The sequence below is a fragment of the Borreliella mayonii genome (genome assembly GCF_001945665.1).
Taxonomy (GTDB): domain Bacteria; phylum Spirochaetota; class Spirochaetia; order Borreliales; family Borreliaceae; genus Borreliella; species Borreliella mayonii.
Genome location: NZ_CP015780.1, coordinates 631,483 through 646,433 on the forward strand (window position 1 = coordinate 631,483; position 14,951 = coordinate 646,433).

Genomic DNA, 14,951 nt, shown 5'->3' on the forward strand with positions numbered 1-14,951 from the left:
GATTAACAATCAATAAATAATATATAATTCTAATATTACAACATGAATAGTATCTGTGTTATTGAAAAATTACTATTAACTTTATTTTTAAATTTTTTCCTACTTTGTGATGACCTTTTTGCAGTTAATTTAGATGAGATTAATAAATTATCGAAGCATGCAAAATCAATAGTTTTAATGGATTTTGATACTAGGCGAATACTTTATTCTAAGAAGCCCAATTTGGTTTTTCCTCCAGCATCGCTTACAAAGATTGTTACAATTTATACAGCTTTAATTGAAGCTGAAAAGCGAAATATAAAATTAAAAAGCATAGTTCCTATTAGTGATTCTGCTTCATATTATAATGCACCTCCCAATTCTTCTTTAATGTTTTTGGAAAAGGGGCAAATTGTTAATTTTGAAGAGATTTTAAAGGGGCTTTCAGTTTCTTCGGGCAATGATGCTTCTATTGCAATTGCTGAGTTTGTAGTAGGCGATTTAAATAGCTTTGTTAATTTAATGAATATTAATGTTTTAAATTTAGGGCTTTTTAATATGCATTTTGTTGAACCTTCTGGATATAGCAGCGAGAATAAAATTACAGCACTAGACATGACTTTTTTTGTAAAATCTTATGTAGAGAAGTTTAGATTTATGCTCAATATTCATTCTTTAAAGTATTTTGTTTATCCAAAGAGTAAAAATTTAGGAACTGCTTTGTCATCAAAATTTTTAAACTTAAAACAACGAAATGCTAATTTATTAATATATGATTATCCTTATTCAGATGGTATTAAAACGGGATATATTAAGGAATCAGGCCTAAATCTCGTTGCTACTGCTAAAAAGGGTGAGAGAAGGTTGATAGCAGTTGTATTGGGGGTTGAAAAAGGAATTAATGGATTTGGAGAGAAGATGAGAGCTTTGATTGCAGAAAATTTATTTGAATATGGATTTAATGAATATTCTAAATTTCCTTTAATAGTAAAATTAAAAGAAAAAGTCTATAATGGTACAGTTGATACAGTTACTCTTTTTTCTAAAGAGCCTTTTTATTATCTTTTAACTAAAGATGAATTTGATAAAATTAATATAAGCTATACTGTTGATAAGTTGGTTGCCCCACTTGGTGGGGATGTGCCTGTTGGGAGGGCTGTGATTTTTTTAGAAAATGAAAAAGTAGGGGATGTTGCTTTGTTTAGTGGTAAAGTAAATAAATTAGGGTTTTGGCAAGGTCTTTATAAGAGTTTTATAAATTTTTTTTCAAGAGAGTATTAATTTTATGTTAAATCATTTTAATTTTAAATTAAAACGTGATGTTACAATAATAGTTCCTGGTGAAGCTTTTGTTTCAAATAAAAGAGTTATTTCTACAATTCTTGGTTCTTGTGTTGCTGTTGTGCTTTGCGATGAATCAAGCAATTTAATTGGAATGAATCATTATGTTCTGGTTAAGTCAGATCTTGACATATCTCCTGATCAAAGAGGAAGATATGGGATTTATGCTATTCCTATGTTAATAAATGCAATGTTAGAAAATGGCGCTAATAAAAGTAATCTCAAGGCTAAGCTTTTTGGAGGAACTAATTTTATAGCAAAAGGATCGGTTAAAGTGGGGCTTGAAAATTCAGAGTTTGCCGTTAATGCATTAAATAAGTATCGCATTCCAATTTTAGCTAAAGATTTTGATCAATCTAAGTCGCGAAAGATTTTTGCTTTTCCTGAAAACTTTAAAGTTATTGTGGAATATCCAGACGGAACAAAGGTTTTTTAATCTTGCCTGATGATGATTTTTTTAAAAATTCTCTCAATCAATTTCAATATGAAGCAGTTACTACTATTGAAGGCGCTCTTTTAATTATTGCTGGTGCTGGTAGTGGGAAAACAAGGGTTGTTACTCATAGGATAGCATATTTACTTTTAAAAGGTATTGCTCAGAAGGAAATTTTAGCCTTGACTTTTACCAATAAGGCTGCCAGTGAAATGAAAGACAGAATTAAAAAAATTTTAAAAAGTCCTCTTAGCAATCTTATGGTTTCAACTTTCCATGCTTTTGGGCTTTTCTTTTTAAAAGAAAATTATAAATTGTTAGGGTATAGAAAAAACTTCAGCATTTATGATGACAATGATAGGATATCTCTTCTTAAAGAGATTTTGCTTGATGAGGGTCTTTTGAATAAAAGAGTTTCTTTAAATTCACTTAGCAATGCTATTTCACTTTTAAAAAACGGCATTCTCACTCTTAATGAATTAAAAGAAGAAGATATAAATATTTTTAAGCTTTATGAAGAGCGATTAAGGCTTTATAATTCTTTTGATTTTGATGATTTGATTTTAAAGCCAAAAGAATTGTTAAGCAATAATTCTGATATTAGAAATAAATATTCTAAAAGATATAAGTATGTTTTGATTGACGAGTTTCAAGATACTTCTTTGATTCAATATAATTTTATTCGCCTTTTAATAAATCATAGTAATTTGTGTTGTGTTGGGGATGATGATCAATCGATATATTCTTGGCGTGGAGCCAATTATAATAATATTCTGCAATTTGAAAAAGATTACAACGTTAAAGAAATAAAGCTTGAACAAAATTATCGTTCTGCGAAAAATATTTTAGATGTTGCCAATTCTGTGATTTTAAATAATAAAAATAGAAAAGAAAAGACTTTGTGGTCTTCAAAGATGTGTAGCAAAGTTATAGATGTTTTTATATTTGAGGATGAAATTCAAGAATCTGAGTTTGTTGCAAGTCAAATTATAAAGCTTTCAAGGCTAGAAGGTTTTCAATCTAAAAAGATAGGAGTTCTCATGAGAACCAATGCTCTTTTTAAAAACGTTGAGATGATTTTTAGAAGACAGGGCATAAAATATAAAGTTTCGGGGGGAACATCTTTTTTCCAGAGAAAAGAAATAAAAGATATTATTTCTTATTTAAATGTAATAATAAACCCTAAAAGTGATTATGATCTTCTTAGAATCATTAATGTTCCCAGAAGGGGGATTGGTAAGGAATATTTGAAAAAAATTAGAGATATAGCAGATAAGAAGAGTTGTTGCATTTATGATGCTCTTTGTGACATTGCTTTTTCTTTTACAAATACTTCTAGTTACGACAAAACTTTAAATAAACAGGTAATTGAAAGCATAGAAGATTTTGTATCTTTTATTGAAGAGTATCAATATAAATTTAGTATAACAAAAAACACTTATTCTAATATAATCAAAGAAATGATAGAAAGTGTTGAATATTGGGGATTTTTAGTCAGTGAAAATCCCAATTCAATCAAAGTGGCTGAATATAAATATCAAAATATAGAAGGGTTTTTAAGTATAATTAAAAATTGGGAATCCAAACAATTTGGTGAGTTGAGAGATTTAAGCAGTTTTTTAAATTATATAGTTCTTCAATCTAACGAATTGAGTGAGGAATCTGAAAATATTAATATTAATTTAATGACAGTGCATTCTTCTAAAGGTTTAGAATTTGATTATGTATTTTTTATTGCTGTTGAAGACAATATTATTCCTCATCATAGAATTATTGAAGATAGTGAAGTTGGATTGGAAGAAGAGAGGCGAGTTTTTTATGTTGCATTAACTCGCGCAAAAGATTCTCTTGTTATTACTATGGCTAATAAGCGGAAAAAAGATAAGCAAATCTTTGATCAGCTGCCCTCAAGATTTATTTCAGAAATTCCTAAAGAATTTTTAAATTTTAATTATTATGCAGATTTTGTTGAAAACAAAGCCTAATCAGCATTATTAAATTTATTGAATGAATTTAAAGATTAATTTAGTATATTATATGATTAATTATAAATTAAATCTAAGTATATTTATGAATTTAATTTATTCAAAGGAAAGTTATTATGAGTATTGTAATTGATTTTTTTAAAGAGATATCAAAAATTCCAAGATGTTCAAAAAATGTTAAAGGAATTATTAATTTTATTAAGCAGAGAGCCAAAAAATTTGGTTATTCTTTTAAAGAAGACAGTGTTGGTAATATTGTGGTTCAGATAAAGTCAAATAATAATATTGATATGCATCCTATTATTTTACAATCTCATGTTGATATGGTTTGTGAAAAAAATGAATCCAGTTTACATAATTTTGAAACAGATCCAATTAAAATTGTTGAAGAGGATGGGTATCTTAAAGCAGCAGGAACTACTCTTGGAGCTGACAATGGGATTGGAGTAGCTATGATGCTTGGAATTATGAGTGAGGCCAATAGTTTCCCTCATCCCGATTTAGAACTTCTATTTACTGTTGATGAAGAAATAGGTTTAATAGGTGCTTTTGGTATTGATTCGAATTTATGTAGTGGTAAAAGCCTTATTAATCTTGATGGAGAGGAAGAAGGCTATTTTTTAGTTGGTTGTGCGGGATCAAGACTTGTAGAAATTGTTTTTTCTCCTAAGTATAGCCTTTCAACAAAGAAAACAAAGGTAGAAATTTTGTTTAAAGGGCTTAAAGGTGGCCATTCTGGGGCAGATATTCATTTGGATTTGGCAAATTCTTTAAAATTAATGTTTTTTGCTCTTTTTGAAATTAAAGCAAGTCTTGATTTTGAGATTGAAGGCATTTTTGGTGGGGACAGTAGCAATGCAATTCCAAATGAAGCTAAAGCTTTAATCTTTATAGATGATAGTGATTATGATTTATTAAATAAAGAGCTTAAATTTTTTGCACTTAAAGTTAAAAGCATATATTCTCTTGAAGATGAATTTGATATTGTTGTTAATAAAAAAGAATTTTCACCAGTTGAAGTTCTTGATGAAAATAGTAAGAACAAGCTTTTAAATATGGGAATGGGATTTTTACATGGAGTTCAAAAAGTAGAAAATTATGAAAATAAGCTTATAAAGACTTCTTTAAATTTTTCAAGTCTTTTCAAAATGCAAGGTGACTATATTTTTACTTTTTTAATAAGATCTTTATTAGATTTAGAGAAAGAGTATGTTTGCAATCATTTGCAATCAATAAGTGATTTATCAGGAGCTAATTTGCGTGTAATTTATGACTATCCTTCTTGGAAGTCTGATAAGAATAGTAATCTTTTAAAACACCTTCAAGACGTTTATAAAGAGATGTATTTTAAAGATGCTAATGTTTCCTTAATACATGCAGGGCTTGAAACGGGCATAATATCTTCTAGGTTGGGGGGCATAGAATCTGTTACTCTTGGGCCTTGGATTGAATGGCCTCATACTACTAGAGAAAGAGTAAATATTTCTTCAACTATTAGAGTTTATGATTTTTTGAAAAAAAGCTTAGAAAGATTTTAAAAATTTTAGTTTTAAAAAATTTAATGTTTTATTATAAATTTTTTAATAAAAGTCTTATAGCTTTTATTATTTTTATCTTTTATTGACTTAGGAATTAAATATTTATAAAATATTATAATAATTATAGTCACTAGTTATTGGTGGTTGTAGCTCAGTTGGTAGAGCGTCGGGTTGTGGTTCCGAATGTCGCGGGTTCAAGCCCCGTCAATCACCCTTTAATCAATTTTATTTCTAACTGCATTCATAGCTCAATTGGATAGAGCGGCGGACTTCGAATCCGAAGGTTGCAGGTTCGACTCCTGCTGAGTGCGAAATTGTTATTTATTTAGTAGATTAGGCATACTTGCAAAAGCTTTTAAGTTTTTGTATACTAGTTTGAGTATGAAGTATGCAGGAGTGGTGGAATTGGCAGACACGCTAGACTTAGGATCTAGTGCCTTTGGCGTGTGGGTTCGACTCCCACCTTCTGTAAAAGTGCGAAAGTAACTCAGGGGTAGAGTGTCACCTTGCCAAGGTGAAAGTCGCGGGTTCAAATCCCGTCTTTCGCTTTTTGATTAATAATTATCAATAAGGTTTAATTGAGGCATTAACAGTGATTTTGAGTAAAGATATTAAGCTTCTTCCAGGTTCAAAAGTTGAGGTTGTCATTAGAGTTTCAAAAAGTGTTATTCAGGAAAAATATAATTCATTATTGCAAGATTATTCTTCCCGACTTAAGATTCAAGGTTTTAGAATTGGAAAAGTTCCTATTAGTATTATTGAAAATAAATATTCTGAAGGTTTAAGAGCTTCTGTTTTAGAAGAAGTGATTAATAATTCTCTTAAAGAATTTTTCAAAGAAGAGTTCAAAATGCCTTTAAGCTATGCTCCTCCTACTATAAAGGAAAAGAATTTAAGATTAAATCTTGATAAAGATTTTGAATTTACTTTTGTATATGAGACTTATCCTGAATTTAAAATTCCAAGTTTTGATGATATTGATATTAAAGTGGAGATCCCTGAAGTTTTTATTGATGATTCTGATATTGATAATGAGATTAAGAATCTTCAAATAGAAAATTCAATTATCATTGAAGATGAGGAAGGAGTTGTCAAGAAAGATAGCATTGTTAAAGTTGATTTTGTTGAGCTTGATGACCTTTCAAATGAGATAGTATCAACAAAAAGGCAAGACTTTGTTTTTACGGTTGGAAAATCTGAGACCTATTATGATTTTGAGAAAGATGTAATTGGCATGAGAATAAATGAGGAGAGAGTTATAGAAAAATCTTATGTTGTGGATTACAAATTTGAAAAGCTTGCAGGTTCTTCAAGAAAATTGAAGATTAAGATTAAGAGTATTAAAAAAAGAGATCTCCCTTTAATAGATGATGAATTTGCAAAAGATATTAGCGACAGATATAATACGCTAGATGATCTTAAAAACTTTATAAGATCTGATCTTTTAAACTTTATTGAAGAAAAAAAAGAAACTTTAAAGCTAAATAAATTTTTTTCTACTATTTCTGAAAAATTAGAAATAGACATCCCCCATTCAATGATTGAGGCTGAAATTGAAATTGCCTTTAAGGATGCCAAAAGGCAAAATAAAAATAATATTAGCCTTGAGGAGTTTAAGAGTATGTTTTATTCTTCAGGATCTGTTGGTAGCGATAATTTAAAAGATGAGATTATTAGCAATTTGAAATCTAAGTTGATAATTCAGAAAATGGTAGATTTAGACCCAATTGAAGTTACTGAGAGTGACGTTGAGAATGAGATTGCTAGACAGTCTGAGAATTCAGGTGTAAGCTATGAGGAAATTAAAAAATTTTATGAAGATCAAAATCTGGTTTCTTATTTAAAGGATGATATCAAAAGGGAAAGAGTTAAGAAAAAAATTTTGGAAAATCTTAAAGAAGTAAAGGGTAAACAAGTTTCTTTTAAAGATTTTGTTAATTATAAAATTTGTGAGTAATAAAAATGGAATTTATGTATAATTTAATACCTACTGTGATAGAGAATACGGGGAATTATGAGAGAGTATTTGATATATATTCAAGATTGCTTAGAGAGCGTATAATATTTTTGAGTGGTGAGATTAATGATCCTAAGGCGGATACTGTGATTGCTCAACTTTTGTTTTTAGAATCAGAAGATTCAAACAAAGACATTTGTCTTTATTTGAATTCTCCAGGAGGTAGTATTACTGCAGGTCTTGCGATTTATGATACTATGCAATATATAAAACCCGATGTAAGGACAATTTGCATTGGGCAAGCTGCTTCAATGGGAGCTTTTTTGCTTGCTGGTGGCGCCAAGGGCAAAAGAGAATCTTTGGCTTACTCTAGAATAATGATTCACCAGCCTTGGGGCGGAATAAGTGGTCAGGCTAGCGATATTAATATACAGGCTAATGAAATTTTAAGGCTTAAAAAATTAATAATAGATATTATGTCTAATCAGATAGGGGTTGATAAGGAAAAACTGGCTCTTGATATGGAAAGAGATTATTTTATGACTTCAAGTGATGCTCTTAAATATGGTCTTATTGATAGTATCTTAGTAAGGGAGTAGTTTTATTTTCGGTAAAAGTTTTTATGGCAAGAGTAAAAGGTCAAAAAGTAAAAGAGTGTTCTTTTTGTGGACTTAGCGTTGCTGAGCTTGGTGGCAATGTTGTTATATCTAATGGAGTAGCGATTTGTCCGGAATGTTCTAAAATATGTCACAATCTTTTTAAAGAAAAGTTGTGTAAGCCGCTAGATTCTAAGTCCAATGATTTGCCAACTCCTAAACAACTTAAAGATCATTTAGACATGCATGTTGTTGGGCAAGAAGATGCAAAAAAAGTTTTATCTGTGGCTGTTTATAATCATTATAAAAGAATATTAAAAAATAATAAATATGATAATGGCATTGAGATTGAAAAATCTAATATACTTTTGGTTGGTCCTACGGGCAGTGGTAAAACTTTGCTTGCAAAAACGTTGGCTGCAGAGATGAATGTGCCATTTGCAATAGCAGATGCTACAACTTTGACAGAAGCAGGGTATGTTGGTGAAGATGTAGAAAATATTTTGCTTAAATTAATACATGCTGCTCATGGGGATGTTAGCCTTGCTGAGAAAGGGATTATTTATATAGATGAGATAGATAAAATTGCTAAAAAAAATGAAAACGTCTCAATAACAAGAGATGTTTCTGGAGAAGGGGTTCAGCAGGCTTTGTTAAAGATAATTGAAGGTACCATTGCCAATGTTCCTCCAAGAGGCGGTAGAAAGCATCCTTATGAGGATACTATTGAAATTAATACTCAAAATATACTCTTTATATGTGGTGGTGCTTTTGTTGGGCTTGAAAATATTATTAAGAATCGGATAAATAAAAGTTCTATTGGGTTTTCAGCAATTGAAAAAAAGAATATAAGAGGAGATACTTCATTAAAGTATTTAGAAATGGAAGATTTGATTAAATTTGGCTTAATACCAGAGTTTGTTGGCAGACTTCCTGTGCATTCGTATCTTGAAAAGTTAAATAAAGAAGATTTGTTGAAAATATTGGTTGATCCTCAAAATTCTATTGTTAAGCAGTATTATCATATGTTTAAAATGGATAATGTTGAATTGGTATTTGAAAAAGATGCTTTAGAATCAATTGTAGATGAAGCCATTTTAAAAAATACTGGAGCAAGAGGCCTTAGATCTATTTTAGAGGGTCTTCTTAAAGATGTTATGTTTGAGGTTCCTTCAATTAGTAAGGCTAAGAAGGTTATTGTTACAAAAGAATCTGTTTTAAATGCAGATATTAACCCATTAATTTTGGTTGGAAATGCAATTAAAAAGCCTTGGGCAAAAGAGTTATATGAAATCAATCTTAAATATGATAAAAAATAAAAAAGAAGATCTTCCAATTGTTATTTTAAAAGAAAATGTTCTTTTCCCAAATATTACATTGTGGGTAACCTTTGATAATGAATATGTAATTAATTCCATAGCTCAATCCATGTTAGAGGAAAGATTGATTTTATTTGCTTATCCAAATGAGTCTAATTATGATGATTCTAATAGGGGGGGAGTTAAAAACTTATGTTCTGTAGGCACTTATTCTAAACTTATCCAGGTTATAAAGGTCAGTAAAAATGTAATAAAAGTTTTGGTTGAGTGCCAAAGTAGGGTTCTTATAGGCAGTGTTTCAAAAAAAAATGATTATTTGAGAGCTAAAGTTACTTTTGTGCCTGATGCTGATGGATTAAACAGAGAGCTTTTCACTTACTCTAAATTTTTAAAAGAAACTTATGAAGCTTACAAAAATTCTTTATCTTTAAAATCTTATGATAGTGATAATGAGCCAATTAATTATTTTGAGAATCCAAGCAAGCTTGTAGATATTATAGCCTCTAATTCAAACTTGGAAAGCAGCATAAAATTAGAGCTTTTGCAAGAGCTAAATGTTAAAACTAGAATAGAAAAGTTAATTGTTAATTTAAACATTGAAATTGACCTTTTAGATCTTAAAAAAGATATTAATTCTAAAGTTAGAGCTAAGTTGGATAAGGGGCAGAGGGATTATTTTCTTTCTGAGCAAGTTAAAGAGATACAAAAAAGATTAGGCAAAGATGAAAACGATTATATTGACAGGTTAAATTTCAAAGATATTCCAGAAGATATTAAATCCAAGATTAAAAAAGAAATTTCTAGATTGTCTAAAATGCAGATGAATTCTCCTGATGCTAATATTATTAGAAGTTATATAGAATTAATATTAGATCTTCCATGGAATGAAAACACTGTTATGAAAAATCATTTAAGCGAGATTGAGTTTATCTTAAGAAATTCTCATTATGGTATGGATGAAGCAAAAGAAAAGATAATAAATTTTTTAGCTGTTTATCAAATTAATTCTAAGGTCAAAGCTCCTATTTTATGCCTTGTTGGACCTCCTGGTATTGGTAAAACATCTCTTGTGGAATCTGTTGCAAGATCGCTTTCTAGAGAATTTGTTAAAATATCTCTTGGTGGCTTAAGAGATGAAGCAGAAATTAGGGGACACAGAAGAACTTATGTTGGCTCTCTTCCAGGTGTTTTTATTAGTGCAATGAAAAGATCAGGCAAATCCAATCCCGTTATTCTTCTTGATGAAATAGATAAAATTAATAGTAGTTATAAAGGAAATCCCGAATCTGCTCTTTTAGAAGTTTTAGATCCCGAGCAAAATTATAAATTTATAGATCATTATTTAGAAATTCCTTATGATCTTTCTAATGTTTTATTTGTTACAACAGCTAATTCTCTTAATGGCATGTCAAAGCCGCTTCTAGATAGAATGGAAATAATTAAAGTTGAGGGTTATTCTTATATTGAAAAGTTAGAGATTGCTAAGATTTTTCTGATTCCAAGCATAATTAAAGAGAGTTTTTTAGATAAAGTTTATATAAGAATAGAAGACGATGTTATTTTGAATTTAATTAGAAACTATACTATGGAATCTGGCGTAAGGGGGCTAAAGAGAGTTTTAACTAATTTGATTAGGAAACTTGTAAGGGAATTGCTTTATGAGTATTCTAAAGACCAAATCATCAAAGGCAATTTTTATTCGCCAAGTTCTTTGATACATGGAAATAATTCGCTTTTTACTCATGATCCTGATATTCCAGGTATTTATAAAATAATCAATATTAATAATTATTATAATTATGTTGATACTGAGTATAACTTGGATTTGATTAAGATTGATTCTTCTGGATTTGTTTATGGGCTTGCTTGGACAAATTATGGTGGTACGGTTCTTCCTGTTGAGGCAACTAAGTTTGAGAAAAAAGGAGACATTATTCTAACAGGTAGTCTTGGGGCTATTATGAAAGAGAGCGCACAGCTTGCATATTCTATAGTTAAGACCTATTCTTCTAAACTTAATTTTGATGTAAAGGAAAGCCCTGAAATTCATTTGCACTTTCCAGAAGGAGCAACGCCAAAAGATGGACCTTCTGCTGGTATTACCATTGCAACAGCAATTGCTTCAATACTGTCTGACAAGAAAGTTCCTTTAGATCTTGCAATGACTGGTGAGGTGACTTTAAAGGGCTTTGTTCTTCCTGTGGGCGGCATTAAAGAAAAGGTTTTAGCAGCCTATAGAAACGGTATAAGCAAAGTTATTTTGCCCAAAGACAATAAAAAAGATTATTCTAAGCTTCCAGAAGAAGTTAAGGATAATATAGATGTTAAGTTTGTCTCCAGCTTGGAAGAAGTTTTTGATTATTTGAATATTATTTAAAAATTTACATATTTAAATTTATATTTTAGGAGTAGATATATGAAAGATGGAGTTAGAAAGCCTTCAGGCAGCAGGGTATCTTTTAGTGCTCAGCCCAATGTTAAAGGCTTGAGAAAGAATAACAGCTTTTCTTGTTTTGCTAAGAGTAATTTGGGAAAAAATTTTTTAAAAGGTAAAAAAAAGGGTAAATAAAAAAAGTGGCTTTAATTGGCCACTTTTTGTTTTTTTAATAATGCAGAAATAAAAGATATGTTATGCTCTCTTAGAATAATACTCAACAACCATTTGTTCATTGGCAAGTGTAGGTATCTCGTCTCTTGATGGGGCATGCTTTACTTTTATGTTTAAATCGTCAGCGTTTACTTCTATCCAAGTTGGTAAATTTCTAAGAGACGAAGTTTTTTCTATATTTGATCTTATTAATTTTTTTAGACTATCTTTCTCTTTTATTTGAATTTGATCATTTGCTCTTAGTATTATTGAAGGTATTGTAACTCTTCTTCCATTTAATATAATAATACCGTGAGAAACTATTTGCCTTGCGTGTGCTCTTGAGATGGCAAATCCAGCTCTATATACAACATTGTCAATTCTTCTCTCAAGTATTGAGAGCAAATTGTCACCGGTAACACCGTGATGTTTTTTTGCTTCTTTAAAAGCGTTGGTTAGCTGTCGTTCGCTTACACCATAAGTAAACTTTATCTTTTGTTTTTCTATCAATTGTTTTCCATATTCTGTAATTTTAGCTTTTCTGGCTTTTCCATGCATTCCGGGAGGATGTGGCTTTTTTTTAAGGATTTTGTCATATTTTGGCTGCTCAAAAATGTTGATACCAAATCTCCTTACCAGCTTGCCTTTAGCTATTTGTTTTCTATTCATCAATTCCTCGCATATTAAAAATAAAGCATAGCAGGGATAGGACTCGAACCTATGACCTTCGGGTTATGAGCCCGACGAGCTACCAACTGCTCTACCCTGCGTCTTATAGTTTAAAATGTTAGCATAATTTTATTATGAGTGTCAATTATTTGTTTATTATTAATTTAATTAGAAATTTAATTAGACTAAGAAATATACATCATTTATTTCTTTGTATTCTTGTTTTATGATTTTTCTAATATCTTGTGTTTTATTTATAAAATTTTTAAAGTCATTTTCTGAATTTAAATTTATTTTGATATAAAGCACAAGTTTGTTGCCCTGATTGTGAAAATTAAGTGTTTTAAAGTTTATATGTGAATTTTTCAATGTGTCTTTTACGCTTCTTTTGAGATCTATATTTTGCCTTGAGAGCAAATTGTTTGCGTTATTTATTATTACGTTAAGTCCTTCTTTTATTATGATAAAGCCAATGAATATAGACATAATTTTGTCAAAGCCACTCCACATGTAAGTTGCAAGTAGTAAACTCAGTGTAATTCCACCATGTGAGAATATACAGTTTTTATCAGCTGAAGCTAGCGCCAAGAGAAGTTGATTGTTGTATCTTTTTCCTATTTGGAATTTTGTGAGATATTCTATTATTTTGACTATAAAAAAAATAAAGGGGATTAGTGGTATCCATAAGCTTTTTTTAAGGGATTTATTTGAAAATATTTCTAGTATGTTTTTTTTGTCTTCTTCGCTGTGGTTTTGATCGTGATCGTGATCGTGATCGTGTGAGTGGCTATGTTCATGTTCATGTTCATATATATTATCATTTTTATTTTTGTTTTGGTGTATGTGTAAATTAAATCCAGATTCTCCCCCAAGAGTGATAAATTTATTTAATCCGGTTGTATTTAAAAATAGTGTAAATCCTGCCATAAGTATGATTATTCCCATGATAAAAGCTATTAAGCTTTCCATTAATTTGTGTCCATGGGGATAATGGATGGTTTCAGGTTTGCTTGTAATTTTTAAACTAAAGTAAGTTATTGTAGATAAAACAAAGTCAGCCATGACGTGGAAAGCATCAGCAATAAGTGCAAATGAATTAAACAATATTCCAACAGTAAGCTTAGAGGATATTGATGCTACTTCTGTAAATATAGAGATTGTTCCTATTCCCATTACAAATTTATCTTCTTCTATTTCAGATGCTAATTCTTTTTTATATTGAGAATCTCTATATTCAAATCCTAAGCTTAAAAGCTCTTCTTGTATTTCAATGATTTTGCATAAAATTGTTTTAAATTTGTATTTCTTGCTGTAGTGAATTAAATTGCTAATCATTATTTTTTCTATGCCTTCTGATTTAAAATCATCATCAATATAAAAATGAATTATTTCAATTCGATCAGCTTTTGCTTTTGCTTTAAGATTTGCAATTAATTTTGAATTATTTTCAATATAAACAATGTAGATATCTTCTTTTTTTAAAGGATCCAGTTTTAAATGGGCAAATTTATGAATGTTTTTTAAGCTTATTACCTTGACCATAATTGTAACATTCTCCTAGTTATTGCATAATTTTATTAATGCAGCATTAATGCTACATTTTATCATTTATTAAATTCAAGCTCAATCTTAGTTTGTTAGGGCAAAAGTGAGGGATATTTTATGCGGCAAGCGGATTTTTTTGTGAAAAAATGTAAAAAAATTATTTTAAATAATAATTTGCACAATTTAATTGAGAATATTAAAAATATTTTTTGTGATTTTTTAAAAGAATTTGACAGAAAGTCATTAGAAAATGTATTTGATTATTATTATGAAGCTTATGATTTTAATAATAGTATATACAGCTTTGTAGAAAAATTTGTCCCAATTATTGATTTTTTATTATTTGAGAATTTAGAATACAATTTTAATTCTGATGAGAAAAAACTTATTTTAAATGTATTTGATTCATCTGCCAATACTCTTGAAAGCTATAAATTAAATAGACTTGCAAGTGCTTTGGTTTCTCTAAAGATATTAAATTAAATTAATTTTTTTTCAAGCTCAGAGTATGTTACTCTTCGTAGTTCTTTTTTGTCAAAAGGAGATTTAAGTAAATCTTTTAATGTGTAAATTTTTATAGGTGTTTTGTTTTCACTAAATGATTTAGATTCTGTTATTATTATTTTTGTATCTTGATTAAAAAATTCTGCCATTACTTGCAGGCATATAGCGCATGGAATACATTCAGGACTTGTATTAAGCAATAAAAAATCTATTTCTTGTACGCCAATTTTTGCAATCATATTTAAAATCGCACTTCTTTCTGCGCAACAAGTTGCTCCAAAGCTTGCATTCTCAACATTTGTTCCAATAAAAAAATCGTTTGCTTTAGTCTTAATACAGGAACCTACTTTGAATTTTGAATATGGAGAATATGAATTGTTTCTTGCTTTTTCTGCCATATAAAATGCTTTATCTATATCTTCTTGTTTTAGTTTTTCCACAATTGCCTCACTTGTTATATTTTATTAGCCATTGTGGTTTATTTTATTGAAATATTGT

General features: G+C 29.5%; 13 protein-coding genes and 5 tRNA genes. 14 read left to right on the forward strand and 4 right to left on the reverse strand.

The window, feature by feature from the left end:
- Positions 1 to 42: 42 nt before the first annotated feature.
- From Bmayo_RS03035 to Bmayo_RS06990, 13 genes are all read left to right on the forward strand, one after another.
- Positions 43 to 1,260, forward strand: coding sequence for a D-alanyl-D-alanine carboxypeptidase family protein (locus tag Bmayo_RS03035; protein ID WP_075552266.1), 1,218 nt, complete (start codon positions 43 to 45; stop codon positions 1,258 to 1,260).
- A 4-nt stretch (positions 1,261 to 1,264) separates the two neighbouring features.
- Positions 1,265 to 1,756, forward strand: a complete 492-nt coding sequence (cheD, locus tag Bmayo_RS03040) for a chemoreceptor glutamine deamidase CheD (RefSeq protein ID WP_075552267.1) — start codon at positions 1,265 to 1,267, stop codon at positions 1,754 to 1,756.
- Positions 1,757 to 1,758: 2 nt separating this feature from the next.
- On the forward strand, positions 1,759 to 3,738 hold the full coding sequence (locus tag Bmayo_RS03045; RefSeq protein WP_075552268.1) for an ATP-dependent helicase: 1,980 nt from the start codon (positions 1,759 to 1,761) through the stop codon (positions 3,736 to 3,738).
- A gap of 116 nt (positions 3,739 to 3,854) precedes the next feature.
- Positions 3,855 to 5,276, forward strand: coding sequence for a beta-Ala-His dipeptidase (gene pepD, locus Bmayo_RS03050; protein ID WP_075552269.1), 1,422 nt, complete (start codon positions 3,855 to 3,857; stop codon positions 5,274 to 5,276).
- A 140-nt stretch (positions 5,277 to 5,416) separates the two neighbouring features.
- Positions 5,417 to 5,489, forward strand: a tRNA-His gene (locus Bmayo_RS03055).
- Between the two features lie 24 nt (positions 5,490 to 5,513).
- Positions 5,514 to 5,587 (forward strand) — tRNA-Arg (locus Bmayo_RS03060).
- 79 nt (positions 5,588 to 5,666) lie between these two features.
- Positions 5,667 to 5,747 (forward strand) — tRNA-Leu (locus Bmayo_RS03065).
- A gap of 5 nt (positions 5,748 to 5,752) precedes the next feature.
- A tRNA-Gly gene (locus Bmayo_RS03070) sits at positions 5,753 to 5,824 on the forward strand.
- 44 nt (positions 5,825 to 5,868) lie between these two features.
- Positions 5,869 to 7,233: a trigger factor gene (tig, locus tag Bmayo_RS03075; protein ID WP_075552270.1), complete on the forward strand. Its 1,365-nt coding sequence runs from the start codon at positions 5,869 to 5,871 to the stop codon at positions 7,231 to 7,233.
- Positions 7,234 to 7,247: 14 nt separating this feature from the next.
- Positions 7,248 to 7,832, forward strand: coding sequence for an ATP-dependent Clp endopeptidase proteolytic subunit ClpP (gene clpP, locus Bmayo_RS03080; protein WP_145924589.1), 585 nt, complete (start codon positions 7,248 to 7,250; stop codon positions 7,830 to 7,832).
- Between the two features lie 23 nt (positions 7,833 to 7,855).
- The gene (gene clpX / locus Bmayo_RS03085) at positions 7,856 to 9,148 is read left to right on the forward strand and encodes an ATP-dependent protease ATP-binding subunit ClpX (RefSeq protein WP_075552272.1); all 1,293 of its coding nucleotides are present in this window, start codon (positions 7,856 to 7,858) and stop codon (positions 9,146 to 9,148) included.
- The gene (gene lon, locus Bmayo_RS03090) at positions 9,135 to 11,525 is read left to right on the forward strand and encodes an endopeptidase La (RefSeq protein WP_145924590.1); all 2,391 of its coding nucleotides are present in this window, start codon (positions 9,135 to 9,137) and stop codon (positions 11,523 to 11,525) included. The genes clpX and lon overlap by 14 nt, the downstream gene beginning before the upstream one ends.
- A 39-nt stretch (positions 11,526 to 11,564) precedes the next feature.
- A complete protein-coding gene (locus Bmayo_RS06990; protein WP_145924591.1) occupies positions 11,565 to 11,717 on the forward strand; it encodes a hypothetical protein in 153 nt (50 codons plus the stop codon).
- A 60-nt stretch (positions 11,718 to 11,777) separates the two neighbouring features.
- Here Bmayo_RS06990 and rpsD read toward each other — a convergent pair whose 3' ends face one another.
- The 3 genes from rpsD to Bmayo_RS03105 all read right to left on the reverse strand — a co-directional run bounded on the left by rpsD (position 11,778) and on the right by Bmayo_RS03105 (position 13,946).
- The gene (gene rpsD, locus Bmayo_RS03095) at positions 11,778 to 12,404 is read right to left on the reverse strand and encodes a 30S ribosomal protein S4 (RefSeq protein ID WP_075552274.1); all 627 of its coding nucleotides are present in this window, start codon (positions 12,402 to 12,404) and stop codon (positions 11,778 to 11,780) included.
- A gap of 28 nt (positions 12,405 to 12,432) precedes the next feature.
- Positions 12,433 to 12,505, reverse strand: a tRNA-Met gene (locus Bmayo_RS03100).
- Positions 12,506 to 12,584: 79 nt separating this feature from the next.
- Complete coding sequence (locus tag Bmayo_RS03105; RefSeq protein WP_075552275.1) at positions 12,585 to 13,946, reverse strand: cation diffusion facilitator family transporter; 1,362 nt, start codon at positions 13,944 to 13,946, stop codon at positions 12,585 to 12,587.
- Positions 13,947 to 14,066: 120 nt separating this feature from the next.
- Here Bmayo_RS03105 and Bmayo_RS03110 point away from each other — a divergent pair, with 120 nt between their 5' ends.
- On the forward strand, positions 14,067 to 14,432 hold the full coding sequence (locus Bmayo_RS03110; protein ID WP_075552276.1) for a hypothetical protein: 366 nt from the start codon (positions 14,067 to 14,069) through the stop codon (positions 14,430 to 14,432).
- On the opposite strand, the gene cdd is transcribed toward Bmayo_RS03110, so the two are convergent.
- A complete protein-coding gene (cdd, locus tag Bmayo_RS03115) occupies positions 14,429 to 14,893 on the reverse strand; it encodes a cytidine deaminase (protein ID WP_075552277.1) in 465 nt (154 codons plus the stop codon). The genes Bmayo_RS03110 and cdd overlap by 4 nt on opposite strands.
- Between the last annotated feature and the right edge of the window lie 58 nt (positions 14,894 to 14,951).